Below are 26,078 nucleotides of genomic sequence, written 5' to 3' on the forward strand. Positions count from 1 at the left end.
TTATTTTCCTTCACAGGCTGTTCTTGAAATCGATGACAGTCTGCTTCTTCGATTCATCCAATGTACCTTTTTCCATGCTGACGTCAAGGAGTGCATCGAGGCCGCTCAGTGTATGGAAGGCTGCCTCCGCCGCTTCGAATGCATCGGCCGCCTTTTTGATACCGTAGGTGAAGATCGCGAATACACCCATCACTTCAGCGCCGTTCTCCCTGAGTGCCCAGACCGCCTCCAGGCTGGAGCCGCCGGTTGAGATCAGGTCTTCGATGACGACCACTTTGCGGCCGGATACATCGGCACCTTCAATCTGGTTGCCTTTGCCGTGCTTTTTCCTGGATCCGCGCACATAGCACATCGGCAGATCCATACGCTCGCTGATATAGGCAGCATGGGGAATGCCTGCAGTGGAAGTGCCTGCAATGACTTCCACATCCGGTGCATAGTGCTTAATCAGTTCCGTGAACGCATCCGCAATTTCTGCGCGTGCATGGACATCGCCGATGACTTTCCTGTTGTCACAGTATATCGGCGCAACGATTCCGCTCGACCATGTGAATGGATTGTCCGGCCTGAGTTCCACCGCATTTATATCGAGAAGTATTTCCGCTATTCTTTCCTTCATGACAATTCGTCCCCGCTTTCCCACATTTCTTTTACCATCCTGTATCTTGCAACAGGGTCCTCCGCCTGTGTAACCGACCGGCCGACTACGATATAGTCGGTGCGGAGCCTGTTTGCAGCGGCCGGTGTGACAATCCGGACCTGATCATCCTTCGCATCCTGCTGCAGCCTGATGCCGGGCGTGACCGTGAGGAAATCCGCGCCGCAGTGCGCATGGATCATCTCTGCTTCAAGCGGCGACGAAACGACACCGTCAAGGCCTGCTGCACGTGCGAGTCCGGCATAGTGTTTCACACTGTCTTCCAGCTTGAGAATGGACTTCTGCTCATCTTTCACATCTCTTTCACCCATCGAAGTCAGCTGCGTGACCGCGATCAGGGTGCCATCCGGATTGCCGGATTTGAATGCTTCAAGTGCGCGCTGCATCATGACGCTGCCGCCCTGGGCATGCACATTCGTCATCTGCACATCAAGACCTGCGAGCCCGGCCATGGCTTTTGCGACCGTATTCGGAATGTCATATAGCTTCAAGTCCAAGAAGATGTCATGACCCATCGCCCTAATCTCCTTTATGATATCCGGCCCGTTCTGCAGATAGAGTTCCATTCCGACTTTGACGAAAAGCGGCTCGCTGAACCGGTCCAGGAAGTGCTTCACTTCCTCCGTCCTGCCGAAATCAAGCGCTATGATCGGCCTGTTCACTGAAAACCACTCCCCTGCAGCGTTTTATATGCCCTGCCCTTTATGTCATGCAGGTGGGCAAGGCCCATTTCCTCCACTCTCCGGTCGAGATCACTGATCAGTTCCGGACATATATATGGATTGGTGAAGTTCATGGTGCCGACTGCAACCGCATCCGCTCCGACGGAAATGTAGTCCAGGATATCATCGGCGTCCGCAATGCCGCCCATTCCGATGATGGGGATATCCGGCAGGTGCTGCCTCACCTGATAGATCATGTTCAGGCTGACAGGTTTTATAGCGGGTCCGCTCAGCCCCCCTGTAATGTTGGAGATGATCGGCCTGCCGTCACGTCCGAGCCTCATGCCGACGAGCGTATTGATCATCGTCAGGCCGTCCGCAACATCAGCCACGCTTTTTGCCATGGCGGTGATATCCGTTACATTCGGTGACAGCTTCACGTATACCGGCACGTCCGAAACTTCCTTCACAGCGGCACTCAGGCGCCGTGCCGTCTCGGGATCAGTGCCGAACTGGATGCCGCCTTCCTTGACATTGGGACAGGAGATGTTGAGTTCCAGCGCTCTGACATTCCCCGCCTTGGAAATCTTATCCGCAACGATACGGTAATCCTCGATGGCAGTCCCGGCAACATTGGCGATGACGGGCACGTCAAACTGTTCTAGATACCTTAGCTCATGTTCCACGATATGATCCACACCCGGATTCTGGAGGCCAATGGCATTGAGCATGCCGCTTGAAGTCTCCGCTACACGCGGTGTCGGGTTGCCGGACCTCGGTTCATGTGTCGCCGCCTTGACCATGATGGCTCCAAGATACGACAGATCATACAGCTTTGAAAATTCCTCCCCGAAACTGAAGCAGCCGGACGCCGGCATGACCGGATTTTTAAGATCTAGGCCGGGCAGTCTGATATTGAGTCTTTTACTGTTCACAGGACAATCTCCCCTTTTTTGAATACTGGCCCTTCTGTACACAGTTTGATGTATTCGCCATCTGTTTTTTCACACACACAGGCATAGCATACCCCGAAACCGCATCCCATGCGTTCCTCGAGGGAAATGTATCCATCAAGGTCCATCGTTTCCGACAGCACTTTCAGCATGACCTTGGGACCGCAGGCGTAGAACAGGTCGAAGTCGTCTCTTAGCTCCCTGATGACATCCGTGACGAACCCTTCGGTGCCATATGAACCGTCTGCGGTTGCCACATGGGTCTCCCCGAGTGCCTTGAACCTGCTTTCGTAGAAGACATCTTTCTTTGAGTTGAAGCCGAGCACATGCGTCGTCCTCACTCCCATCGCATTCAGCTGCTTCGACAGTTCATACAAAGGCGGTACACCGATTCCGCCGCCGACGATGAGGACATGGTCGTTCACCTCAAGCGGATAGCCGTTGCCGAGCGGGGAGAGGATGTCCAGTGTATCCCCTGCACCGAGCTCTGACATCTTCGTAGTCCCCGCGCCTTCAGCACGGTAGACAATCGTAAACCGTGACTGCCCGCGGTCGATATCCGCAATGGAGATCGGGCGTCTCAGGACATGCTCGGTCGAGCCTGGCACACGAACATGCACAAACTGCCCGGGGGTCTTCATGCCGGAAGTGATGGGACCTTCAAGCACCATTTCATATATGTGGTCTGCAATCCGGCTCTGGCTCTTAATGTTCATCAGATTCTTCATTCCATCACCTACATTTTTTCCATATTGAATGTCATGCTTTCAATCACTTCCACAAGCGTCCGCGCCGTATCAAGGGATGTCAGGCATGGTATGCCGTTTTCCACGGATTCCCTCCGGATGCGGAAGCCGTCGCGTTCAACCTGCTTGCCTTTTGTCATCGTGTTGACGACAATCTGCACACTGCCGCCCTGTATCGCGCCGAGCAGGCTGGTCTGTCCCGCTCCTACTTTGTCAACTGTGATGAATGGAATGCCATGTTTAGCCAGAGTCCTGCCGGTGCCTTCTGTCGCCATCAGTCTGTAACCGCACTGGGACAGCCTGCGGGCAAGCTCCACCGCTTCTTCCTTGTCTTTATCCGCCACAGTGAACAGAACAGTGCCGTGGTCTTTGACTTCAAGACCGCTTGCGACAAGCCCCTTGAAAAGTGCCTTGTTCAGACTCATATCCTTACCCATGACCTCACCGGTCGATTTCATTTCCGGTCCGAGTGTGATGTCAACGTTTTTCAGCTTGCTGAAGCTGAACACGGGGGCTTTGACATGATAGCCTTCCTTGAACGGTGCGAGTCCCGGCTGGAATCCGGCCTCTTCGATTTTCATCCCGAGGATGGCCTTCATTGCAAGGTTTGCCATAGGGATTCCAGTGATCTTGCTCATGAACGGCACTGTACGGCTCGCTCTCGGATTGACTTCGAGCACATAGATTTCACCATCTGAGAGGACGAACTGTATATTGATCAGCCCGACCGTATTCAACCCGAGTGCCAGCCTCTCTGTATAATCCCTGAGCGTATCGATTTCACTGTCTGATAGAGTCACCGGCGGATAGACCGCGATGGAATCACCGGAGTGCACACCCGCGCGTTCGATATGCTCCATGATGCCCGGGATGATCACTTTCTCACCGTCGCTGATGGCATCCACTTCAATCTCCTTGCCGGTCAGGTAGCGGTCGATCAGCACCGGGTGTTCCGGGGAGGCCTTGACGGCGTCCCTCATATAGTTTTTCAGTTCCGTTTCGTTATAGACGATTTCCATTGCACGTCCACCCAGCACATAGCTTGGGCGCACAAGTACCGGATAGCCGATGTATTCGGCATTTCCGAGCGCCTCTTCTTCATTGGTCGCTGTCTTCCCGAGCGGCTGCGGAACGTCGATGTCATGCAGCAGCTGTTCGAATCGTTTCCTGTTCTCCGCCCTGTCAAGATCATCAAGCGTCGTGCCGAGAATTTTCACGCCGTCCGCTTCCAGCTTGTCGGCCAGGTTGATCGCCGTCTGGCCTCCGAACTGGACAACCACGCCTTCAGGCTGTTCGTGTTCGATGATGTTCATCACGTCTTCATGCGTCAGAGGTTCGAAATAAAGTTTGTCGGATATTGAAAAGTCCGTTGACACGGTTTCCGGGTTGTTGTTGACGATAATTGCCTCGTACCCTGCTTCCTGTATGGCCCATACGGCATGGACTGTCGCATAGTCGAACTCAACCCCCTGACCGATGCGGATCGGTCCGCTGCCGAGCACAAGGATCTTTTTCCTGTCGCTTCTCACCGATTCGTTTTCAAACTCGTAGGTACCATAGAAATACGGGGTGGCCGATTCAAATTCCGCAGCGCATGTATCCACCATCTTATAGACAGGCATGATGCCGTTCTCCCTGCGCATCCTGAACACCGCAGATTTATCAGTATTCCAGCGATGTGCAATGACCCTGTCGCTGAAGCCGTACTCCTTCGCCCATTTCAGATGCGGAATGGAACCGGTATTCTCTTTCAGCTCATGTTCAATGTCGATGATATGCTGGAACTTCCTCAAAAAGAACATGTCTATCATGGTCCATTCATGGATTTCCTCCATGGAAACCCCGCGCCTCAGCGCCTCGCCAATGTAGAACAGCCTTTCATCACTCTGTGCCTCGATCATGCGGATGATGTAGTCAAGCTCAAACTTGTCACCGTTCGGCAGACCGAGATGATGCACTCCGTATTCAAGGGAACGGATCGCTTTTAAGAGTGATTCCTCATACGTACGGCCGATGGCCATTACTTCACCGGTCGCCTTCATCTGTGTCCCGAGCTTGCGTTCACCCTTGGCAAACTTGTCGAACGGGAAACGCGGTATTTTCGATACCACATAGTCGATAGCCGGTTCAAAGGCGGCATAGCTCGTTTCCGTCACCGGGTTGATCATCTCATCCAGCGTCAGGCCGACTGCAATCTTGGCAGCAAGCTTTGCGATCGGATACCCCGTCGCCTTCGACGCCAGGGCGGATGACCTTGAGACCCTCGGATTCACTTCGATGATATAGTAGTCGAATGAATGCGGGTCGAGTGCCAGCTGCACGTTACAGCCGCCTTCGATGCCGAGCTCGCGGATGACATCGAGTGACACATCACGCAGCATCTGGTTCTCCTTATCCGTCAGCGTCTGCGTCGGGGCAACGACGATGGAGTCGCCGGTATGGATGCCGACGGGATCGATGTTTTCCATGTTACATACGACGATGGCATTATCATTCGAGTCCCTCATCACTTCGTATTCTATTTCCTTGAAGCCGGCGATGGACTTTTCGACCAGGCACTGGCTGACCGGCGAATATTTCAGCCCGTTCGCCACGATTTCCCTGAGGTCGTCTTCGTTGTAGCATATGCCGCCGCCTGTGCCGCCCATCGTGAATGCCGGACGGACGATGAACGGATAGCCCACCTTTCCGACAAAGTCATAGGCCTGATCTACCGTATTGATGATATCCGATTCAGGCACAGGAACCTCCATCTGGTTCATGAGTGTCCTGAACAGATCACGATCCTCCGCCTGTTTGATGGAATCGAGTCTTGTACCGAGCAGTTCAACACTGTTCTCCTCAAGAACACCGAGCCTGTCAAGCTCAACAGCCATGTTCAGGCCGACCTGTCCGCCGAGCGTCGGCAGGAGGGCATCCGGCTGTTCCTTGCGGATGATCCTGGACAGGAAATCCGTCGTCAGCGGCTCTATGTAGACCACATCGGCAATCTCCTTATCCGTCATGATCGTGGCCGGGTTCGAGTTTACAAGGATGACGCGGTAGCCCTCCTCCTTGAGCGCGAGGCAGGCCTGTGTGCCTGCGTAGTCGAATTCCGCTGCCTGGCCGATGATGATCGGGCCGCTGCCTATTACCATGATTGTTTTGATGTCTGCACGTTTAGGCATTGTTAGCCTCCTTTTTTGTTTCCATCATATTTACGAATTCATCGAAAAGGTATCCTGAATCATGCGGTCCTGCAGTTGCTTCCGGATGGTACTGGACGGAGAACACCGGATGCTTCACGTGTCTGACTCCTTCGACCGTCCTGTCGTTCAGTGCGGTGTGCGTGATTTCAAGCCCGGTGCTCCCGAGCGAGTCTGCATCGAGAGCGAAGCCGTGGTTCTGTGCAGTGATCTCGACCCGGCCCGTTGCATGATTGATGACCGGCTGGTTGCTTCCCCTGTGTCCGAATTTCATCTTGAAGGACTTCGCGCCGCAGGCGAGGCCGATGAGCTGATGGCCGAGGCATATGCCGAATAAAGGTACCCTGCCGATGAGATTTTTCACCGTGCGGATGCCCGCCTCCACATCTTCCGGGTCACCCGGCCCGTTTGAGAGCATCACTCCATCGGGCTTCATCCTCAGGATATCCTCCGCTGTGGTGTCGTGCGGAACGACTGTGACGTCACAGCCGTGCGTATTGAGCGATCTTACGATATTCTCTTTTTTACCGTAGTCGACAAGCACCACACGTTTCCCCGGTCCGGTTGAAATATACGGCGCCCTGGTGGATGCCCGCTTCACCTGGTCCGTCCTGAAACTTGCATTCTGAAGCAGCTCGACCAGCTCTTCATGGTTTTCGTCATCTGTCATGACGGCCTTCATGACCCCCTTGTCCCTGATCTTCCTTGTGATGCTCCTTGTATCCACGCCGCTGATCCCGGGTATGTTGTGCCTTCTGAGAAAAGAATCCAGTGATTCGGATGCCCGGAAATTCGAAGGCTCGCTGCACGCTTCCCTTACGACAACCCCCCGCGCCGAAGGGACGAGCGTTTCGTTATCCTCGGTGTTCACGCCCGTGTTCCCGATCAGCGGGTAGCTGAATGTGATGATCTGGTCGGTATACGACAGGTCTGTAATGATTTCCTGTGCACCGGTCATGGCCGTATTGAACACCAGTTCACCTTCTGCAGTGCGGTCGCTCCCGAATCTGTATCCTTCATAAACTGTACCGTCTTCCAGTACCAGGTACCTTTTCTCTGTAAGCATTATTTTTCCTCCTTGTATGCCACGTTGCCGTCGACAATTGTCATGTAGATATCCGCTTCAAGCTGTTCTCCGTGAAATGGCGTGTTCCTTGCCTTGCTGTAGAATTCATTTTTGTCCAGGACGTACTGCTTCCCAAGATCGATCACCGTAATATCGGCAGCCCGACCCTCTGTGAGGACACCCATGCCGAGACCGAAAACTTCGGACGGTCTGACTGTCAGCCAGTCCACCAGCTGCTGAAGTGTAAACACCCCGGTTTTCACCAGTTTCGTATAAAGGAGCTGGAAGGCATTTTCACTGCCGGTGATGCCGAACGGCGCCCTCTCTATGCCAACCGCCTTCTCCTCTTCGGCATGCGGCGCATGGTCTGTCGCGATGCAGTCGATCGTGCCGTCAAGCAGCCCTTCGATGAGTGCCTCACGATCTGCCGGCGCCCGAAGCGGCGGGTTCATCTTGAAGTTCGGGTCTTTGCCGGTAATATCCGTATCGTCCAGGACAAGATGGTGCGGCGTGACTTCCGCCGTCACATGGATGCCCGCCCTCTTGGCATCCCGGATTATGCGCACGCTTTCCTTTGTACTCACATGACATACATGGTAGTGGCAGCCCGCCGCTTCTGCGAGCAGTATGTCCCTTGCGATATGGACGGATTCGGTCACTGCCGGGATGCCTGGTATATCCAGTTTTTCACTCGTTTCACCTTCATGTATCGCACCGCCGTGTATCAGTGTGTTCTCTTCGGTGTGGGCGACGATCGGCATGCCGGTTTCTGCACCTTTGTACATCGCACGGAGCATCATATCCGCACTCTGTACACCGACGCCGTCATCGGTGAAGGCGAATGCACCCGCTTCCCTGAGTCCTTCGAAATCGACCAGTTCACGGCCGAGCTGGCGTATGGTGATCGAGGCATAGGGCAGCACTTTGACATGCGCCGTCTCCCTGATCCGCTTCTGGATGCTGTTCATCGTTTCCACATTGTCCGGTACGGGCCGTGTGTTCGGCATCGGGCAGACGGCAGTGAACCCGCCCCTTGCTGCTGCCTGTGTCCCCGTCTCTATCGTCTCCTTGTGTTCGCCGCCCGGTTCACGGAGGTGGACATGGACATCCACGAACCCCGGTGTGACAAGTTTTCCTCCAAGATCGATCACCTCATCTGCCGCCGCATCAACCCTTTCATCCAGGCGTGCAATTTTGCCGTTTTCGATAAGTATATCTCTTCTCACTTTTTCTTCCTGTTCCAGTACCATTCCATTTTTCAAAAGCAGACTCATCTATTCAACACTCCCCAGAATTTCCTGTAGTACACTCATGCGTGCAAAAACACCATTCCTCATCTGTTCAAAAATGACCGATCTTTCGCTTTCAACAAGTTCTTCCGATATCTCAACTCCCCGGTTGACCGGGGCGGGATGCATGATTATGGCACCTTCTTTCATGCGCCCGTACCGCGCGGGATTCATGCCGTACTCCCTGTTATAGTCTTCCTTTGTAAACTTCGCTGCGACATCATGCCGCTCGTGCTGCACGCGGAGCAGCATGATGACATCCGCATTTCCGATTGCCTCATCGAGTTCCGTATATGGCGCCGCAGCGTCATGGTCGACCCATTCAGGCGGTGCCGCGAAGCGCACATCCGCCCCGAGCCGCTCGAGCGCCTGCTGGTTGCTGTGGGCAACCCGGCTGTGGACGATGTCGCCGGCGATGACGATATTGAGACCGCGGAAAGTGCCGAACCGCTCGTAGATCGTCATCAGGTCGAGCAGAGACTGTGTTGGATGTGATCCGCTGCCGTCGCCGGCGTTTATCACCGGGATGCCGAGACCCGTGAGCTGCCCGTAATACTCCATTTCAGAGTGCCGGATGACCAGAGCATCCGCACCGAGTGATTCGAGTGTCTTGCATGTGTCGTAGAGCGTCTCCCCTTTTGAAACCGAACTGTAGTTCACATCGAAGGGGATCGATGTGACGTTCATCTTCAGCTCAGCCATCTCGAAACTCGTCTTCGTCCGCGTCGAATTTTCAAAGAAGAGGTTTGCGATATATCTGGGTTCCTGATAAGGCATATAATTGCCGGCCTTCATCTCAAGCGCCCGTCTGATGAGGCGCATGACCTCCTCCTCATCCATGTGTTCCATCGAAAGCAGATTATCCATGGGTTACCGGTTCCTCCTTGTCGTCTGGCAGAATTGCATTCAGTATGATGCCTGCGAGTGCTGCGAGCGCCATCCCTTCTAGGTTGAAGGGGATGTCACCAATCGTGAAATCGAGATGCGCTTTTCCTATACCGATGACCAGTATGAGGGATACGATGCTGAGATTGCGTTTGGAATCAAGGTCGATCTGTGCATCGATCAGCATCCTGAGCCCGCTTGCTGCGATGATGCCGAACAGCAGTATGGAAACGCCGCCCATCACCGGTGACGGTATGCTCTGTACAACAGCGGTGAACTTGCCGACAAAGCCGAGTACGATGGCAAGGACGGCAGCCCCGCCGATGACCCACACACTGAATATCCTTGTGATTGCCAGCACCCCGATGTTTTCCCCGTAAGTCGTTGTCGGCGGTCCGCCGATTATGCCTGCGAACATCGTCGCGACGCCGTCGCCGATCAGCGAGCGGTGCAGCCCCGGCTTCTTGAAGAAATTCCTGCCGACAACTTTGTTGATGACTACCTGGTGGCCGATATGCTCACTGACCGTTACAAAGACGATCGGCAGCATGACGGCGAGAAGTCCCGGATTGACTGTGGGCTCATATGAAACGAACGGCATGTATACATCGGGCAGATGGAACCAGCCGGTTTCCATGATCTGCGTGAAATCCACTATGCCCACGGACACTGCTGTAATGTATCCGCCGATGATTCCGATCAGTATCGGTATCAGCCCGAGGACACCGCGCAGGAAGACGCTCGCGAGTATCGTGATTGTGAGCGTGATGAAGGCGACGAATATATAGGTCATGCTGTAGCCTTCCTGATTGCCGGAATCCGTATACATCGCCATATCCACAGCCACCGGCGCAAGGCCGAGGCCGATGACCATGATGACCGGGCCGACCACTACCGGCGGCAGCAGGTGCATCAGCCATCTGACACCGAATATTTTGATCACAAGGCCGATGACGACATACAGCACCCCGCTCGCAAACAGTGCTGTGAGCACTTCACCGAGGCTGTTCGCCCCGAGCGCGATCGTGATCGGCAGTATGAATGCAAAGCTCGAGCCGAGGTAGGCCGGGATCTGTCCTTTCGTGATCATTATGTAGAGCAGCGTGCCGACCCCGCTCGCAATGAGTGCAGCTGAGACAGGCAGTCCGGTCAGAAACGGCACGAGCACCGTCGCGCCGAACATGGCGAACAGATGCTGTGAGCTCAGGAGCAGCCACTGGCTCGGTTTGGGGCGCTCTCCTACATCCAGTACGGGCTCCGTTGTCCTTTCGTACATCTCTTCATTCTCCACTTTCTCTTCCATTCAGGATTCCCCCCGTTATTCGCTGATGACCACTTCGTTCACATCATCGTATTCTTCCAGATTGACGCTGATCTTTTCATCTCGTGCCGTCGGGATGTTCTTGCCGGCATAATCCGCCCGGATCGGCAGTTCCCTGTGGCCGCGGTCGATCAGGACTGCAAGGGATATTTTCGATGGCCGCACCCGGCTCAGTATCGCATCCATGGCCGCCCGGATGGTGCGGCCGGTATAGAGTACATCATCGACGATGATGACATGCCTGCCGTCAAGTGGAACATCGATGTCTATCGCATCCTCCAGTGCATCGGTATCAGGCTCCTTGTCATCCCGGTAGGCTGTAATGTCCAGTGTACCTGTCGGAATCGTGACGCCGTCTATCTCCTCGACTTTCTTCTGAAGACGGTCGGCCAGGAACTCCCCTCTCGTTTTGACTCCGAGGAATACGAGGCCTTCCGTCCCTTTATTCCGCTCCAGTATTTCATGGGATATGCGCGTCAGTGATCTTGTGATCTGTGCTTCATCCAGAATCGTCCTCTTTTTCATTTTCCCTGTCTCCTATCCGAATTTTTGTATAAAAAAATACTCATGTCCAAAGACATGAGTATACACGTATCCCAAAAAACCTGCAGTCCGGCCCGCGGACCGGCTGCATCCGTCCATATCATGCCTTTGGAGCCTCACGGGACTCCGTTTAAAGACATTTCCTATTTACTTTTCTATAACAGTCTATGCCTAATGAATTCCAAAGTCAAGGATTTATCAGGATTTGTGTTCAAGTTCTGAAATGATATCCTCGAATTCATCCGGCAGCGGCGACGTGAATTCCATGTACTCATCCCTCGCCGGATGGATGAATCCGATGGTGCCCGCATGGAGCATCTGCCCGTCTGTATCGAGCGTTTTCCGCTGTCCGTACTTCGGATCCCCGGCGAGGGGGTAGCCGATATATTTCATATGGACGCGGATCTGATGGGTGCGGCCGGTCTCGAGTATGCATTCCACCAGAGTGAACTCATCGAAGCGTTCAATCACATTGAAATGCGTCACAGCTTCCTTGCCATCATCCACTACAGCCATTGCCTGGCGCTCTTTCGGGTTCCTGCCGATCGGCGCCTCGATTGTTCCCTTGTCATGGGGGATCACGCCGTGGACCAGTGCAGTATATCTGCGCGTCACGGACTTATCCACAAGCTGATCGACAAGCGCCCGGTGCGTCACATCGTCTTTGGCCACCATGAGCAGCCCGCTCGTATCCTTGTCGATCCTGTGCACGATACCGGGCCTCAATTCACCGTTGATGCCGGACAGGTTATCCAGCTGGTGCATCAAACCGTTGACGAGCGTACCGGAAGTGTGGCCGGCGGCGGGGTGCACCACCATGCCGCGCGGCTTGTACACAACGGCCACATGATCGTCTTCATAGACGATATCAAGATCGAGGTCTTCAGGGACGATGTCGCTTTCGACAAGCTCACGCTCATCCACTTTCACCAGATCATCCGCCTTCACTCTGTAATTCGGTTTCACAGTGTTCCCGTTAACCAGTACTATGCCATCTTTGATACGCCCCTGCATGTCACTGCGGGATGTATCCGGCACGATTTCTGCAAGGAAACGGTCTATCCTGAGACCGTCCTCTGCCTGTGTCACTTTAATTTCCTGCATCTTTTTCACCTTTTCCCATAAAGAAGAATTCAACGATCATCAGCACGACACCGACAGTCAGTGCGCTGTCGGCAACATTGAAGATCGGAAAGTCGTAGAAGATCAGGAGTACATCAACGAAATCCACTACTTCCTGGAACAGAATGCGGTCGATGAAATTGCCAAGTGAACCGGCAACGAGCATCACGATTGCAGTCTGCAGCAGTAAATTATCCTTTGCTTCTTTGATGTAAACATAGACCAGAATGGCGAGTACGACCACCGTGATGATATAGAAGAAGATCATCTGCCCCTGGAGCATGCCCCAGGCGGCGCCGCTGTTGCGGTGGGAAGTGATCGCAAGATATTTGCCGAGGACCGGGATGGATTCCCCTTCCTCCATCCGGGTGACAACCAGGAATTTGGTCAGCTGATCCAGCCCGATCAGAAATGCGGCAAGGAGGGCCATCGGTGTGATTCTGTAGCTTTTCATGAGCCCCTCCTACAATGCCTCGACAACACTGCGGCATCTCGGACAGATATCATCGTCGCCTTCATTGATTGACTCTGCCGTGGAATAGTTCCAGCAGCGCTCGCAGCGGGTACCTTCCGCATGCTCCACTTTGACGGTGACATTGTCATATTCAATGCCGTCGGGAAGCGCGTCCGCGACTTCGACCTGGGATACGATGAACAGCTGCTCGAGACTGCCGTTGATATCAGCAAAGTCGAGCCCTTCAGGACGTGTCACATACACTTTTGCCTCGAGCGATTTACCGATCACCTTTTCATTCCTTGCCACTTCAAGGGCTTTGAATACGTCATCGCGCACAGCCATGAAATGCTTCCACTTCTGAACGAGTTTTCCGTCCACTTCCGCTTCTTCCGGCAGATACTCCAGATGCACACTTTCCTTTTCCACATGCGGTGTGTGCCGGTGGATCTCTTCTGCCGTATGCACGAGGACCGGTGCGAGGAGCCTGTTGAGCTCCGTCACGATCTTATACAGGACCGTCTGCATGCTGCGCCTGATGTGCGCATCCTCCTGTTCGATGTAGAGGATGTCCTTGCCGTAGTCCAGATAGAAGTTGGACAGGTCGACATTGATGTAATTCTGGAGTGCCTGGTACATGGATACATAGTCGTACCTTTCATAGCAGTCGCGCATCAGGTTGATCATTTCATTGAAGCGCTGGTACATGAACTGGTCGACTTCCATCATGTCATCATACTGGATCGCATCTTCCGCCGGGTTGAAATCCGCCACGTTCCCGAGCAGGAACCTGAATGTGTTCCTGACCTTGCGGTACACTTCGGAAACCTGCTTGAGGATGTCGTCTGAAATTCTCACATCCTCCTCGAAGTCGGATGACATTACCCACAGGCGGATGATGTCCGCTCCCATCTGCTTCATCACTTTCTCGGGCAGTATCACGTTCCCGACGGATTTGGACATCTTCCTGCCCTGTCCGTCCATGACGAATCCATGGCTCAGAAGTTCCTTGTAAGGGGCGATTCCCCTTGTCGCCACGCTCGTGATGATCGAGGAGTTGAACCATCCGCGGTATTGGTCGGAACCTTCAAAATAAAGGTCCGCCGGATATGTCAGATTGTCGCGGGTTGCGAGCACCCCGCGGTGGGTGGAGCCGGAATCGAACCATACATCCATGATATCCGTCTCTTTTGTGAATCCGCCATCCGGTGAGCCCTGGTGTGTGAACCCTTCCGGCAGCAGCTCTTTCGCGTCCCATTCGAACCAGATGTTCGAACCGTGCTCTTCGAACAGGGCGGCAACATGTTCGATGACTCCGGTATCGACGATCTCCTCTCCATTTTCTGCATAGAAGAATGGCAGCGGCACGCCCCATACACGCTGGCGGGAGATCACCCAGTCACCACGGTTTTTGATCATGTTCGACATGCGCCTGCGGTTCCACTCCACCTGGAACTTCGTATCATCAAGGGCATCGATGATATCCTGGCGTACATTTTTGATTGAAGCGAACCACTGCGGTGTCGCACGGAAGATGACAGGTGTCTTCGATCTCCAGTCGTGTGGATAGGAGTGCGTGATGAAGTTCATTTTCACAAGTGCGCCGGCTGCTTCAAGATCTTCTGTGATCACTTTGTTGGCCTTGTCGTAGAAAAGCCCTTCATATTTGCCCGCTTCGTGCGTGAACACACCTTTGTCATCTACCGGGCTTAATACACCCAGTTCATATTTCTGGCCGATGATGAAGTCATCATCACCGTGTCCCGGAGCCGTATGGACACAGCCTGTTCCGCCGTCGAGTGTGACATGGTCACCGAGGACCACAAGGCTAGACCTGTCGAAAAGCGGATGCTTTGCCGTCATATACTCAAGTTCTGAACCTTTGAACTCCCTGGTGCGCGCAACTTTGTCCTTGTCGAGATCCGCATCCTCGCAGTAGGCGTCAAGGAGGCCTTCCGCTACGATATATTCTGCCCCTTCATAGTTGAACTGTACATAGTTCAGTTCGGGATGGACTGCAATACCCAGGTTTGAAGGGATTGTCCACGGCGTCGTTGTCCAGATGACGATTTTGACTCCCGGATCCACCACGCCTTTGCCGTCTTCCACATCGAAGGCGACGTAGATGGATGGTGAACGTTTGTCCTTATATTCAAGTTCAGCTTCAGCGAGTGAGGATTCGCTTACAGGAGACCAGTAGATCGGTTTTTTCCCTTTGTAGATCAGGCCTTTTCCGACCATATCCTTCAACACCCGGACCTGGGCAGCTTCGAATTCCGGCTTGTATGTCAGATAGGGATTGTCCCACTCACCGTCGATCCCCATGCGCTTGAATCCTTCGCGTTGCTGATCGATCTGCGTATTCGCAAATTCGATGCATTTGTTCCTGAATTCCTCGATGGACATGCTTTTGCGGTCCACGCCTTTGTTTGTCAGCGCCTGCTCTATCGGCAGGCCGTGAGTGTCCCAGCCGGGAACATACGGGGCATAGAAACCGCGCATCTGCTTATTCCTGATGATGATGTCCTTGATGATCTTGTTCAGGGCATGCCCCATGTGTAGCGAACCGTTCGCATACGGCGGGCCGTCATGAAGCACATACGGCGTGTTGCCCTCATTCTGTTTCAGCTTCTTTTCATACAGGTTGGCATCAGCCCACTCTTTTTGCATCTGCGGTTCTTTATTGACGAGGCCGCCGCGCATCTTGAATTTCGTCTTTGGCATCAGCAGTGTGTCTTTGTAGTCCATTTTCCTAACTCCTTTTCAAGTGTATTGTCATTAGAAAGGACTCATGCCGTGTTTCAACAGGGGCGAATGAATATCCGCGGTACCACCCTCATTGACCCACGACATGAGTCCACTTGTCCAGTATATTGAAATACATCATTAGTGATATCAGCACCGTCACCCTAAGCCGGAGCTCCCACCATCCTCCGGTCGCTGGTATCACTCAATGACGCCTGCATGTCTAACAATACTATTATTATGCTAAATATTTGACAATCCGTCAATATGTCATTCGCCGGATTCCGGCTTCCTGTCCTCCATGTCGTCCAGCCGGTGTGCCTGATTCTGCTCGAAATCGAGGAGGTAGTCCCAATCCTCCGATTTAAGAAGATCGAGCTGTGCTTCGACGAGCATTTTGAATCTCGCCCTGAAAACTTTGGACTGCCGTTTCATATCCTCTGTCTGTGACGCTATGTGACGGGCGCGTGCCATCGCATCCTCAATGATGCGTTCGCGTTCGGCCGAAGCCCCTGAAACTATCTCTTCAGCACGGTCACTGGCAATGCGTTTAGTCTCATCCCCTGCACGCTGGGCAGTAAGGATCGCCTCGTTGATGCTCGTTTCGACGCTTCTGAAACTGTTCAGGTTCTCCTCACGGTCATCAAGCAGACCTTCAAGCTGTCTGATCTTCTGATCCCGGGATTCAATTTCATCCTGCAGCCTTTTCAGATGGTCGCGCACCTCTTTTTCATCCAATCCGCGGTATACTGTTGCGAACTTCCTGTTCACCGCTTCCTCTCTGTCCATATCCTTCACCTCAACTTGTGTTTACCCGTCTCTGTACAGTCTAACCAGAATGCGGTACTTCCCTTTCCTGGTTTCTGCAATCAGGGAATCGATGACAAAACGGCCGAAGTGCCTCACCGATACGATATCGCCGGTTTCCATTATAAACGATGGTTCGGTAACAATCGAATGATTCACCTTCACTTTGCCTTTCTCCACGCGGCTTTTGGATTTGGCCCTGCCCTCTTTGATGACCTCGGAAATGACAGTATCCAGTCTGAATGATGAGGACAGTATGACATGGCTCTTTCCGTCATCCACAGCATCCATGAATGATTCATGGGGGATTTCGGTGAGGGTCACCGGCGCATTCTTTATCCTGCCGAGCGTCTCCCTGAACATCGGCGCATAGGGTTCCGCGATTGCGAGCTGGATCCTGTCCCCTGTTATGATATCACCAATCAGGGAGCGATCGAGTCCGACGTTCATGACAGCGCCGAGAACATTGCGGTGGGTCAGCGTGACGAATTTTTCGGGATAGCCGATTTCAAATACCAGCACTTCGAAGTCATCCTTCGCCGCTTCAAGCAATTCGGGGATTATCATCGCCCGCTCCCGTTCCCGCTCTCCTGTGCCCCCGCCGTAGAATTCGACTCTCAGATCCGGGTATGAACCGGCGATGCTGCGTACGATCTTCCGCTCCCGCGGGTCAAGGAAATCCAGCAGGACCGGGTAGTAATCCCTGGATGCTATTTCAAACTTACCGTTCAGCATCGTAATCTTATCATGTTCTTCTTTCCTGAAATGCTGATAGATCTCTTTCATCATTCATCCTCCGCCATCTTACTGTGATACTCGTGCTGCATATAAAAATTGGGCGCTCCGGGATACACATTCATGACATATCCGTCCCGGGCGCCCATATCTCATATTCGGTTCAGACCAGTGCCGTTATGATCGCCTGGAAAATGGAGTTCAGGCCGCTTTGGAATAATCTCAGCCCGATAAGCAGGATGATTGGGGAAAGGTCGAGCATCCCGCCGAGAGGCGGAATCAGATTCCTGACCGGTTCCAGTATCGGCTCATAGATTTTTCCGAGTATCCGGCCGAACGAGGATTCACGCAGCGCCGGCAGCCACGAACTCAGAATGTATATGATCAGGCCCCATGTGAAGATGGGGAATATTGTATTGATGAAGTTCCTTATAAACAAAAGTATTTCAATGATTAATTGATTATCCAAAATAACTCTCCTTAAATTTCTTCTGAGTGGTCTTTCTGTCCACTGATTTCCCCTTCTACGCCTACACTGTTGGGAGTGCACAGGAAGATGTCGCTTCCGACTTTCTGAATGTCGCCGTCAAGCGCATATACCGTCCCGCTCAGAAAATCGACAATGCGCTTCTTCGGACCATGATCCACTTTGGACAGATTAACCAGTGCTGCACGTTCAGCCTTCAGCTCATCGGCAATATCCTGTGTTTCTGAAAAAACCCTTGGTTCGAAAAGACAAACTTTCGTATTGCTCGTTTCTGCCGTCATCAGTTTCGTCTCCTTCTCGTTCCTGAGTGTGCTCTTGTCTTTCTCCTGGCGCTTTGCCGCTGATTTTCTTCTTTCGGGACCCCGGATGCCTTCAGCCATCTTCTTTTCCTTGGCATCCTGGCCCTTCGCCTGCTTCTTATCCCCGTCTTTTTCGCTTTCCACCGGAGCAGGGCGCTTTTTGGCTGATTGCTCAAAGCTGGTCACCTTGGAATTTAGCCGGGGTTTCTTTTTCTCCGGCTCCTGAGTTTCTGCCGGGGCGTCTTCTTCGTATTCCACTACGAACATATCTTTGAAAAATTTTTTGATGGCCATGGCATTCACCTGCTTCCCATAATTTTGCTGCCGATCCGGACGAAGGTCGCACCATGCCGGAGTGCAATGTCATAGTCATTGCTCATCCCCATGCTGAGCTCACTGATCTGAATATTGCCGCCGTTTTCCGCAGAAAGCTTCCCTTTCAGCTCCGAAAGCCTCTTGAAAACATCATCTATCAGCAGTCTGTCTTCAGTATTCGGTGCCATGGTCATCAGACCGATGACTTCGATTTTTCCGCAGTCTCTGAGAACATCGAGGAATTCCGGGACATCCTCCGGAGCGAGCCCGTGTTTTGAATCTTCGCCGGAGACATTGACTTGTATAAAACATTTTACAGTATGATCGCTGTATTGTTCAATTTTTTTTGCGACGGACTCACGGTCAAGCGAATGCAGGTAATAAAGATCGTCTGCAATCAGTTTCACTTTGCGCGACTGCAGGGTGCCTATGAAGTGCACAGTTGCATCCCCAGGCAGTGCCTCCCTCTTCTCGCGGAAGCCTTCCGGGCGGTTTTCGCCGAAATCCCGGATACCTGCATCATAAGCTTCCAGAGTCTCTTCGACAGTATGGTATTTCGTCACGGCAATGATTGTCGCATCATCACCCGTTTCCTCTTTGATACGTGTGTAATTCTCTCTGATCATTTATCTATTTCCTCCCGATGAATGCAAGGGCACGCCCTGTGTTGCCCGACTCCAGACGGTAAGAGAAGAATCGCTCTGTCTCTTCAGTTCCGGTTTCAGTGACATGCACCGAACCGGCATCCACACCCGCCATGACCGCCTGATGACGGTTCACGGCCTTCAGATCAAGGTCAAACCCTTCCTGATGCGCCTCGACAGCACATGCAGGCAGACCGGCTGTTTCCAGTGCATTGATGACCGCGTCATCCACAGTATAACAGGAACCGTTGATCGCCACACCGATGACAACTTCCAGGTCGGCGGGATCGCCGTCATAAGATCCGGCCATCCGGCCTGTTATATTGTGTGATGTCCCCCGCCACCCGGCGTGGGCCAGGGCAGTAAAGCTGTTTTTCCTGCTCCACATATAGACCGGCACACAATCGGCATAATTCATGGTAAGCAGCAGGCCGGGATCATATGTATATATGCCGTCCACATCATGGAGTTCACCGGTCAGCCGCCTGACATTCATACCTGCATCCTGTGTTCCTACCTCCCGGATATTCCCGCCGTGTGTCTGTATGGGCAGTATCCAGTTCTCAGGCGGAAAGCCGGTTTCCCGGCCCAGTGCATCCTGGTGTGCATGGACATTCCTTTCGTCATCACCGATGTAGAGTGCCATGTTGAAGCTGTCCTTGGGATAACTGCTCCGGCCGCCTGTCCGTTTTGTATATCCCATCAGTATTTCATGATTTTCAAAACCGACATGATGGCGGTGGTTTTCAAGATTCATTATCGTCACACCTTAAAAAATAAGTCAGAAAGGCTCGCCCTTCTGACTTAAGTTCTATTCTATCGTCTGCGTCTTGAACGGTTTCTAAGGAATGTCGGCACTTCGTAGTCTTCATCCTTCGTTTCCGGAGTGCTTCTTTCCGGTTCACGCGCCGGTCGTGACGGCGGTGTATCGTCGACTCTCTGGGAGGTCGGATATGAAACAGAATCCCGTTTTTCTTCTCTTTCAGGTGTTCTGTTCACGGATTTTTCGTTGAAGCCGGTCGCGATGACCGTAACTACGATTTCATCCTCGAGTTCAGGGTTGATCACTGTACCGAAGATCATGTTCACATCTTCATCAGCCGCATCCTGTACAATGTCTGCGGATTCCTGGGCTTCGAACAGCGAGAGGGACTCTCCGCCTGTGATATTCATGAGAACACCCTGCGCACCGACGATCGATGTTTCAAGGAGCGGACTTGAAATGGCTTTTTTGGCCGCTTCGATTGCACGGTTTTCACCGCTTGATACACCGATTCCCATGAGTGCGGAACCCTGGTTCGTCATGATCGTCTTGACGTCTGCGAAGTCGAGGTTCACTTCACCGCTTACAGCGATGAGGTCGGAGATGCCCTGCACGCCCTGACGGAGTACGTTATCCGCTTCTTTGAAAGCTTCCATCATCGGAGTGGATTTATCAACGATGTCAAGGAGCCTGTCGTTCGGGATGACAATCAGTGTGTCCACTGACGCCTTCATTGCATCTACACCTGCCGCTGCCTGTGTCTGGCGTTTTCTTCCTTCGAACGAGAACGGCCTTGTAACGACACCGACAGTAAGCGCACCCATCTCTTTGGCAATCTTGGCTACAACCGGGGCTGCTCCCGTGCCTGTTCCGCCGCCCATGCCGGCGGTGACGAACACCATGTCCGCGCCCTGGATTGCATCTTCGATCTGTTCACGGGATTCCTCGGCCGCCTTTTTACCGATATCCGGGTTGGCGCCTGCACCGAGACCGCGTGTCAGTTTTTCACCGACCTGGATTTTGGATTCAGCTTTTGAAAGATTCAGCGCCTGTCCGTCAGTATTGATGGCGATGAACTCCACATTCTGCATGCCGTCATCAATCATGCGGTTGACGGCGTTGTTTCCGCCGCCCCCTACACCGATGACTTTCAACGAAGCCATATGGTTGAAACCTTGCTCAAATTCTAACATTTTATTTTTCCTCCCAGTCATTCATCTTACTCGAACAAATTTTTAAACAGTTTTTTCATATATCCACGGTAGTCCTTGGGTTTATCCGGCCGTTTTGTTTCCTCATCACTTCTCGTGACAGGTTCATCCGGACGGTCATCTTCATAAGCGTAGTCGGAGTATTCTTCATCGTTCTGAGGTGTTTCGGCACTTTCGCCATCGTAGGAGTACTGATTATTTTCCTCCTCCAGCTGACGGGCATTGTTTTCTTTACGCTTATTGAACAGTCCCGTAAAGAAGCTCCCGGAATCCTCTGCAGGCGTTTCCCCGACAGCTTCCCCAGGCTCCGTCTCATAATTATCAATTGTAACATACTCAAGTAGTTCATCAAACATTATTCCACTGGATATGGTTGAAATGGCGCTCGCGTATTCAGGCTTTCTTGCCCCCATCTGTTTCGGGATGTGGATCCTGATCTTTTCGCTCACGAGGTCCTGGAGAAGTTCTTTGACTCCGAGAAGGTTGACGGTGCCGCCTGTGACGATGAAGCCGCCGCTCACTCTTGTAATGCCGGCTGCCTGAAGTTCTGCGAACACATCAAGGAGCATCTCTTCGAGCCTTAGTTCGATGATATCCGCCAGATCCTTCGGCGTAACCTCGACATCAGGCTCCCCATCCCTCTGAGGCAGTCTGACGATATCTTCATCCGAAGCGAGGTCGAAGAATGCATGGCCGTACTGGTGCTTCACTTTCTCCGCAACTTCGAACGGTGTATTGAAAGCCTCCGACAGATCATTTGTAATATGGCTGCCGCCGACAGGCAGACTGCCGGCGAATTTCAATGCACCGCGCTCATAGTAGCCGAACTGGGTCAGATCGGCGCCGATATCAATGACCGCTCCGCCGAGTTCAACTTCGGATTCGCTCAGGACATGCTGATAGTTCACAGCGTCGGAGTATACATCGAGGACAGTCAGGCCTGAGTCTTCCACGCATTTGACTGCATTCATCAATAGTGACCTGTTGATGAGTATGATGCCTGCATTCACAGACAGCGACTGGGTTGCCATCATCTCTTTTGGATCGGCCACTTCATGCAGATCATCCACTCTGAAGTAATTCGGGAAGACAGTGATGACCTCTTTATCATTGTGCATCTCACGCTCCCTGATCGTTTCGAGGAGCTCCTCGATATGCTCTCCGGTGATTTCCGTGGAGTTTCCACCGAAGCGGAGTTCCTCTTCACCCGTCCCGAATTCCGTGCCGGTTATCGGCATTTTAAGAAAGACTTCATCAATTTCAATCCCGGATGAAATCTTCGCTTTTTTAATAGTATCCTTTATAGCATTTCTTGCCAGTTCAAAATCTTTGATCATTCCCCTGGAAATCCCATCAGTGAAGGTCTGACCGGTACCGATGACATTTACACCATCATGGAATTTTTCACCGACCACCGCTTTGACACTGGTGGAACCGATATCAAGGGCAACATAATAATGTTCCTTCAACTCGTCTGCCTCCTAGCAAGCTTTTTCAGTTTTCTCTATATACAGTTTACATTATACCTTATATATTGTGAACTATTTAGGGAGAATAGTCCAGTAAAAAAATGGACGGGGAATTACTCCTCCCCGTCCCCGAAACCGGATAATACTTCTTTCACATTGCCAAGAGAACCGCTCACATTTTCTATATACTGCGCCTGGACCGGCGTTTCATAGATGCCCTGCTTTATATCCTCCGCCTCTGCACTGTCGTACGGCAGGAAGCTGCTGCCTATCTCGAGATCGATTACGCCCTCTTTACTGTCGCCTATCTCTTCGCGCATGCCGATGTAATAGTTCATCTTGCTGTCGATCGTACGGTAGTCCGCCACAATTTCCTGCCCGTCATTCATGAACATATGGATCCGTGTCGATGACTGTTCAGACGGGCGGTAATAAATTTCCGATATTCCGTCAAGTATCGAAGGTTCGATTTTGCTCAGGCTCTCCACCAGGGCGTCAAATTCCTCACCCTCGAAATAATGGAGGATGGGGGCTTCATTCGGTGGTGCCGGATAACCGCGCAGCACTCTGGCATTTTCAAGGACCGGGTAGTAGTTTCCGCCGTTGGTGACATAACCGAGCGGCCGGTATTCCGAGATGTTCACATCCACGCCGTTCCACCAGGACCGCTCCACATGGACTTCCTCTATCGCAGGCAAAAGGGCAATGTTCTCTTCCGCACGGTCCGTATTGATGCTGAACATCTTGTCACCTTCTGAAAACTGCAGCCTTTCGGCAATCTCCTCATCATTGATCAGACTGTTGCCGGAAATGCTGACTTCCCTGACCGAACTTGCACCGGAGAAAACATACCAGACCAGTGTGCCGAACATCATGAGCGCCAGGATGATCAGCCCCGTATAGACATGTACGCGCTTCGGCTTCCTGAAGTATGACTTCAGAGGTTTTCTCTCTTTTTTCACCTTTTCCTTCGCTGCCGGTTTTTTGAAACGGCGGCCTTTTTGTCCTGGCCGATGCTTTTCCTTTTCATCACCGGCCCGTTTCGTCCGGTTGTAGGTATCGACGGAAATCGGCCTGCCGTCCCGCGTGAATGTCTCTATCTCATCTGGATCCTCTGCGTCTTCATCCTGTACCTCTTGTGCTGGGGCTTCAGTTTCTCCCGCAGGGGAAAAATTGTCATCTTCCGCCTCATCCATTCCCGCAGAGGCTTCAGGTTCCTCTAGGGGTGCTGCAGCATCCTCACCGTCTTCATGTCCGGAAGGTTCGGGCTCACCTTCAAGACGCGCCCTCAGCATATCTTCATGTTCATCGTTACCTCCTGTGCGGTCGTCTTTCAGCCTCTTTTTAAGGTCATTGATATCCGGACGTTCTTCCATCGGCTCACCTCCTGATTTCAGTCTTCCAAATTACTGAAGCCTTCTTTGAAATGGTCGCCCCGTGCTTCATAATCCTTGTATTGATCCCAGCTTGCGCAGGCGGGGGAAAACAGTACAGTGTCCCCCGGACGGCTTATGCCTGCAGCAAGGCCGGCTGCATCGTATGGATTCTCTGCTGTCAGAATTTCCTTGTGTGTCCTGTCGGCAAGCTCAATGAATTTATCCTTTGTTTCACCAAACGTGATAATTGTCCTGACCCGTTCCATGCGGGGGATGAGCTCATCGAGTGTCTGCCCCCTGTCCAATCCGCCGGCGATCCATATTACAGGCGACTTGAATGTTTTAAGCGCAAATGAGGTAGCCAGATTATTGGTCGCTTTGGAGTCATTGTAATAATCGGTCCCGCCGACAGCCCCGAGATACTCCATCCTGTGGGGGATGCCGCCGAAGGTGCTGAGCGTCTTTACGATTCCTTCATCCGTCGCCCCGTGCATTTTTGCAGCGATTAAAGCAGCCAGTATATTTTCATGGTTATGCCCGCCCAAAAGCAACACATCATCCACATGGATGAGCGGTCTGTCCATATAGGTGACGCAGCCGTCCTTTATGCAGGCGGCCGCTTCACCTTCAACCGAGAAGAATTCGACATCGACGGCATGGTCGAGCCTGTCGAGTTTCCCTTTCTGCATGCCGTTGAAAACCAGCTTGTCCTCCTCCCCCATATTCCTCAGAAGATTGAGTTTTGCCGCTTCATACGCCTCCACCGATCCGTGGTAATCGATATGCGCTTCGTATATATTGGTGATGACTGCTGTATCCGGTTTGAAATCCATGATGCCCATGAGCTGGAATGAAGAAAGCTCCATTACGAGAATATCATCTCCGCCCGCCTCTTTTGCGGCGCTTGTGGCCGGATAGCCGATATTGCCGCAAAGGATCGGGCTGAGTCCGGAATGGGACAGCATTTCCCCGATCAGATGGGTCACGGTCGTCTTGCCGTTTGTACCTGTAATGCCGATGATCGGCGCCTCTGAAATATGCCCGGCGATCTCGACTTCCGTTATGATCGGGATCCCTCTTCTTTCAGCTTCCTGGAGGAACTCTATACCGTAGGGAATCCCCGGGTTTTTTACGATAAGCTGTGCATCGTTCAGGAGGCTTGATGGATGATGACCGTCCACAATTTCAACGCCCCATCCTTTCATCGTCTGCCTGAGGCGCTCATCGGCAAGTACTTCATTGGTCGTAAGAACAACGTCTGCGCCGAGTGATACCAGTGCCGAGACCGCGCTCCGCCCGCTCCTGCCGTACCCCAGGACGATGACCCTCTTATTTTTGAACCCGTCATATTTCTCCATTTAGACCGCCCCCAGCAATACACCGATTACACCGGCAGCTGCCCCTGTCAGCCAGAAAACGATGACGATCTTCCATTCGCTCCAGCCAATGAGCTCGAAATGATGATGGATCGGTGTCATTTTGAATATCCTTTTGCCTGTCAGTTTGAATGATGCGACCTGCAGCATGACAGACGCCGTCTCGATGACGAACACGATGCCGATGATGAGGAGCAGCAGACTGTCATTCAGCATGATGGAGACAGTCGCGATGATTCCACCGAGTGCAAGTGAGCCGGTGTCGCCCATGAACAGCTTTGCCGGATATTTATTGAACAGCAGGAATCCGGCCAGTGCGCCGATCATGATGGTCAGAAAAAGCGCAACCGCCATTTCACCGCGCATCAGCGCAATGACGAGGAAACTTGCGGATGCAATGATTGAAAGCCCTGTTGCAAGGCCGTCGAGCCCATCTGTCAGGTTTACGGCATTGGAAAACCCGACCTGCCAGAACACGATCCATATGATGAACAGGATTCCGAGCGGAATACTGAAGCCGGTACCCGGAATATGGACTGCAGAAGAAATGTCCGGAATCGCAAACGTCAGTATGAAATAGACGATGACGGAGACGGCTATCTGTGCCAGGAACTTCTGTTTCGAAGTCAGGCCGGTATTGTCTTTTTTGACGACGATGATGTAGTCATCGATGAACCCGATCAGGCCGAAACCGACAGTGACGATGATCAGTACAAGCATCTTATAGACATCGTCGACGAACAGCAGGGATATGAGAGCGAACACCAGGATCGGAATCAGGTATGTCAGCCCGCCCATCGTGGGCGTGCCGGTCTTGACCTGATGGCTTTTTGGTCCTTCCTTCCTGATGGACTGGCCGAACTTCAGCCTCTTCAGGATCGGCAGGGAAAACGGCACGAGCACAGCTGTCAGTATGAATGCAGCCAGCCCTAAAATAGATAATGGTAGTAATGTAAACATTTTGTCC

The 26,078-nt window shown here is 52.6% G+C and carries 24 protein-coding genes; all 24 read right to left on the reverse strand.

What is annotated here, in order from left to right; translation table 11 throughout:
• Positions 1 to 10: 10 nt before the first annotated feature.
• Positions 11 to 619 (reverse strand): orotate phosphoribosyltransferase, encoded by a 609-nt coding sequence (gene pyrE / locus WN59_RS08680; protein ID WP_046515872.1) that lies wholly within the window; start codon positions 617 to 619, stop codon positions 11 to 13.
• Positions 616 to 1,320: an orotidine-5'-phosphate decarboxylase gene (pyrF, locus tag WN59_RS08685; protein ID WP_046515875.1), complete on the reverse strand. Its 705-nt coding sequence runs from the start codon at positions 1,318 to 1,320 to the stop codon at positions 616 to 618. The genes pyrE and pyrF overlap by 4 nt, the downstream gene beginning before the upstream one ends.
• Positions 1,317 to 2,255, reverse strand: a complete 939-nt coding sequence (locus WN59_RS08690) for a dihydroorotate dehydrogenase (protein ID WP_082099231.1) — start codon at positions 2,253 to 2,255, stop codon at positions 1,317 to 1,319. The genes pyrF and WN59_RS08690 overlap by 4 nt, the downstream gene beginning before the upstream one ends.
• Positions 2,252 to 3,001, reverse strand: coding sequence for a dihydroorotate dehydrogenase electron transfer subunit (locus WN59_RS08695; protein WP_046515879.1), 750 nt, complete (start codon positions 2,999 to 3,001; stop codon positions 2,252 to 2,254). The genes WN59_RS08690 and WN59_RS08695 overlap by 4 nt, the downstream gene beginning before the upstream one ends.
• Before the next feature lie 8 nt (positions 3,002 to 3,009).
• Positions 3,010 to 6,186, reverse strand: coding sequence for a carbamoyl-phosphate synthase large subunit (gene carB / locus WN59_RS08700; RefSeq protein WP_046515883.1), 3,177 nt, complete (start codon positions 6,184 to 6,186; stop codon positions 3,010 to 3,012).
• Positions 6,179 to 7,270, reverse strand: coding sequence for a glutamine-hydrolyzing carbamoyl-phosphate synthase small subunit (carA, locus tag WN59_RS08705; RefSeq protein ID WP_046515887.1), 1,092 nt, complete (start codon positions 7,268 to 7,270; stop codon positions 6,179 to 6,181). Before carA ends, carB begins: the two co-directional genes overlap by 8 nt.
• Positions 7,270 to 8,544: a dihydroorotase gene (locus tag WN59_RS08710; protein ID WP_046515890.1), complete on the reverse strand. Its 1,275-nt coding sequence runs from the start codon at positions 8,542 to 8,544 to the stop codon at positions 7,270 to 7,272. Before WN59_RS08710 ends, carA begins: the two co-directional genes overlap by 1 nt.
• Positions 8,545 to 9,426 carry an aspartate carbamoyltransferase catalytic subunit gene (locus WN59_RS08715; RefSeq protein ID WP_046515891.1) on the reverse strand — a complete coding sequence of 294 codons (882 nt, stop codon included), beginning with the start codon at positions 9,424 to 9,426 and terminating at the stop codon, positions 8,545 to 8,547. It abuts the gene before it with no gap.
• Positions 9,419 to 10,735, reverse strand: coding sequence for a uracil-xanthine permease family protein (locus WN59_RS08720; RefSeq protein WP_046517231.1), 1,317 nt, complete (start codon positions 10,733 to 10,735; stop codon positions 9,419 to 9,421). The genes WN59_RS08715 and WN59_RS08720 overlap by 8 nt, the downstream gene beginning before the upstream one ends.
• A 27-nt stretch (positions 10,736 to 10,762) precedes the next feature.
• On the reverse strand, positions 10,763 to 11,290 hold the full coding sequence (gene pyrR, locus WN59_RS08725) for a bifunctional pyr operon transcriptional regulator/uracil phosphoribosyltransferase PyrR (RefSeq protein ID WP_046515893.1): 528 nt from the start codon (positions 11,288 to 11,290) through the stop codon (positions 10,763 to 10,765).
• Positions 11,291 to 11,506: 216 nt separating this feature from the next.
• Complete coding sequence (locus tag WN59_RS08730; RefSeq protein ID WP_046515896.1) at positions 11,507 to 12,412, reverse strand: RluA family pseudouridine synthase; 906 nt, start codon at positions 12,410 to 12,412, stop codon at positions 11,507 to 11,509.
• Positions 12,399 to 12,884, reverse strand: a complete 486-nt coding sequence (lspA, locus tag WN59_RS08735; RefSeq protein WP_046515899.1) for a signal peptidase II — start codon at positions 12,882 to 12,884, stop codon at positions 12,399 to 12,401. The genes WN59_RS08730 and lspA overlap by 14 nt, the downstream gene beginning before the upstream one ends.
• Before the next feature lie 9 nt (positions 12,885 to 12,893).
• Complete coding sequence (ileS, locus tag WN59_RS08740; RefSeq protein ID WP_046515902.1) at positions 12,894 to 15,632, reverse strand: isoleucine--tRNA ligase; 2,739 nt, start codon at positions 15,630 to 15,632, stop codon at positions 12,894 to 12,896.
• Between the two features lie 267 nt (positions 15,633 to 15,899).
• The gene (locus WN59_RS08745; RefSeq protein WP_046515905.1) at positions 15,900 to 16,418 is read right to left on the reverse strand and encodes a DivIVA domain-containing protein; all 519 of its coding nucleotides are present in this window, start codon (positions 16,416 to 16,418) and stop codon (positions 15,900 to 15,902) included.
• Positions 16,419 to 16,439: 21 nt separating this feature from the next.
• Positions 16,440 to 17,222 (reverse strand): YlmH family RNA-binding protein, encoded by a 783-nt coding sequence (locus WN59_RS08750; RefSeq protein WP_052747362.1) that lies wholly within the window; start codon positions 17,220 to 17,222, stop codon positions 16,440 to 16,442.
• Positions 17,223 to 17,334: 112 nt separating this feature from the next.
• Entirely contained in the window at positions 17,335 to 17,640 is a 306-nt protein-coding gene (locus WN59_RS08755; RefSeq protein WP_046515911.1) for a YggT family protein, read from the reverse strand.
• An 11-nt stretch (positions 17,641 to 17,651) separates the two neighbouring features.
• Positions 17,652 to 18,251 carry a cell division protein SepF gene (locus WN59_RS08760; protein WP_046515913.1) on the reverse strand — a complete coding sequence of 200 codons (600 nt, stop codon included), beginning with the start codon at positions 18,249 to 18,251 and terminating at the stop codon, positions 17,652 to 17,654.
• 5 nt (positions 18,252 to 18,256) lie between these two features.
• The gene (locus tag WN59_RS08765) at positions 18,257 to 18,898 is read right to left on the reverse strand and encodes a YggS family pyridoxal phosphate-dependent enzyme (RefSeq protein ID WP_046515916.1); all 642 of its coding nucleotides are present in this window, start codon (positions 18,896 to 18,898) and stop codon (positions 18,257 to 18,259) included.
• A gap of 4 nt (positions 18,899 to 18,902) precedes the next feature.
• Positions 18,903 to 19,673, reverse strand: a complete 771-nt coding sequence (locus tag WN59_RS08770; RefSeq protein WP_046515919.1) for a polyphenol oxidase family protein — start codon at positions 19,671 to 19,673, stop codon at positions 18,903 to 18,905.
• 59 nt (positions 19,674 to 19,732) lie between these two features.
• Positions 19,733 to 20,872: a cell division protein FtsZ gene (gene ftsZ / locus WN59_RS08775; RefSeq protein ID WP_046515922.1), complete on the reverse strand. Its 1,140-nt coding sequence runs from the start codon at positions 20,870 to 20,872 to the stop codon at positions 19,733 to 19,735.
• A 26-nt stretch (positions 20,873 to 20,898) separates the two neighbouring features.
• Complete coding sequence (gene ftsA / locus WN59_RS08780; RefSeq protein WP_046515926.1) at positions 20,899 to 22,359, reverse strand: cell division protein FtsA; 1,461 nt, start codon at positions 22,357 to 22,359, stop codon at positions 20,899 to 20,901.
• A gap of 113 nt (positions 22,360 to 22,472) precedes the next feature.
• Positions 22,473 to 23,735, reverse strand: coding sequence for a cell division protein FtsQ/DivIB (locus WN59_RS08785; RefSeq protein WP_046515929.1), 1,263 nt, complete (start codon positions 23,733 to 23,735; stop codon positions 22,473 to 22,475).
• A 17-nt stretch (positions 23,736 to 23,752) separates the two neighbouring features.
• A complete protein-coding gene (gene murD, locus WN59_RS08790) occupies positions 23,753 to 25,093 on the reverse strand; it encodes a UDP-N-acetylmuramoyl-L-alanine--D-glutamate ligase (RefSeq protein WP_046515932.1) in 1,341 nt (446 codons plus the stop codon).
• Positions 25,094 to 26,071: a phospho-N-acetylmuramoyl-pentapeptide-transferase gene (gene mraY, locus WN59_RS08795; protein ID WP_046515934.1), complete on the reverse strand. Its 978-nt coding sequence runs from the start codon at positions 26,069 to 26,071 to the stop codon at positions 25,094 to 25,096. It abuts the gene before it with no gap.
• Between the last annotated feature and the right edge of the window lie 7 nt (positions 26,072 to 26,078).

It is taken from the genome of Salinicoccus sediminis, from assembly GCF_000986795.1.
Lineage (GTDB): Bacteria > Bacillota > Bacilli > Staphylococcales > Salinicoccaceae > Salinicoccus > Salinicoccus sediminis.

Bases quoted from the DNA above. Each gene is read 5' to 3' on its own strand.
- pyrE (WP_046515872.1), bottom strand. From the start codon at position 619: ATGAAGGAAAGAATAGCGGAAATACTTCTCGATATAAATGCGGTGGAA.
- WN59_RS08695 (WP_046515879.1), bottom strand. From the start codon at position 3,001: ATGAAGAATCTGATGAACATTAAGAGCCAGAGCCGGATTGCAGACCAC.
- carB (WP_046515883.1), bottom strand. From the start codon at position 6,186: ATGCCTAAACGTGCAGACATCAAAACAATCATGGTAATAGGCAGCGGC.
- carA (WP_046515887.1), bottom strand. From the start codon at position 7,270: ATGCTTACAGAGAAAAGGTACCTGGTACTGGAAGACGGTACAGTTTAT.
- WN59_RS08710 (WP_046515890.1), bottom strand. From the start codon at position 8,544: ATGAGTCTGCTTTTGAAAAATGGAATGGTACTGGAACAGGAAGAAAAA.
- WN59_RS08715 (WP_046515891.1), bottom strand. From the start codon at position 9,426: ATGGATAATCTGCTTTCGATGGAACACATGGATGAGGAGGAGGTCATG.
- pyrR (WP_046515893.1), bottom strand. From the start codon at position 11,290: ATGAAAAAGAGGACGATTCTGGATGAAGCACAGATCACAAGATCACTG.
- WN59_RS08730 (WP_046515896.1), bottom strand. From the start codon at position 12,412: ATGCAGGAAATTAAAGTGACACAGGCAGAGGACGGTCTCAGGATAGAC.
- lspA (WP_046515899.1), bottom strand. From the start codon at position 12,884: ATGAAAAGCTACAGAATCACACCGATGGCCCTCCTTGCCGCATTTCTG.
- ileS (WP_046515902.1), bottom strand. From the start codon at position 15,632: ATGGACTACAAAGACACACTGCTGATGCCAAAGACGAAATTCAAGATG.
- WN59_RS08745 (WP_046515905.1), bottom strand. From the start codon at position 16,418: ATGGACAGAGAGGAAGCGGTGAACAGGAAGTTCGCAACAGTATACCGC.
- WN59_RS08750 (WP_052747362.1), bottom strand. From the start codon at position 17,222: ATGAAAGAGATCTATCAGCATTTCAGGAAAGAAGAACATGATAAGATT.
- WN59_RS08760 (WP_046515913.1), bottom strand. From the start codon at position 18,251: ATGGCCATCAAAAAATTTTTCAAAGATATGTTCGTAGTGGAATACGAA.
- WN59_RS08765 (WP_046515916.1), bottom strand. From the start codon at position 18,898: ATGATCAGAGAGAATTACACACGTATCAAAGAGGAAACGGGTGATGAT.
- WN59_RS08770 (WP_046515919.1), bottom strand. From the start codon at position 19,673: ATGAATCTTGAAAACCACCGCCATCATGTCGGTTTTGAAAATCATGAA.
- ftsZ (WP_046515922.1), bottom strand. From the start codon at position 20,872: ATGTTAGAATTTGAGCAAGGTTTCAACCATATGGCTTCGTTGAAAGTC.
- WN59_RS08785 (WP_046515929.1), bottom strand. From the start codon at position 23,735: ATGGAAGAACGTCCGGATATCAATGACCTTAAAAAGAGGCTGAAAGAC.
- murD (WP_046515932.1), bottom strand. From the start codon at position 25,093: ATGGAGAAATATGACGGGTTCAAAAATAAGAGGGTCATCGTCCTGGGG.
- mraY (WP_046515934.1), bottom strand. From the start codon at position 26,071: ATGTTTACATTACTACCATTATCTATTTTAGGGCTGGCTGCATTCATA.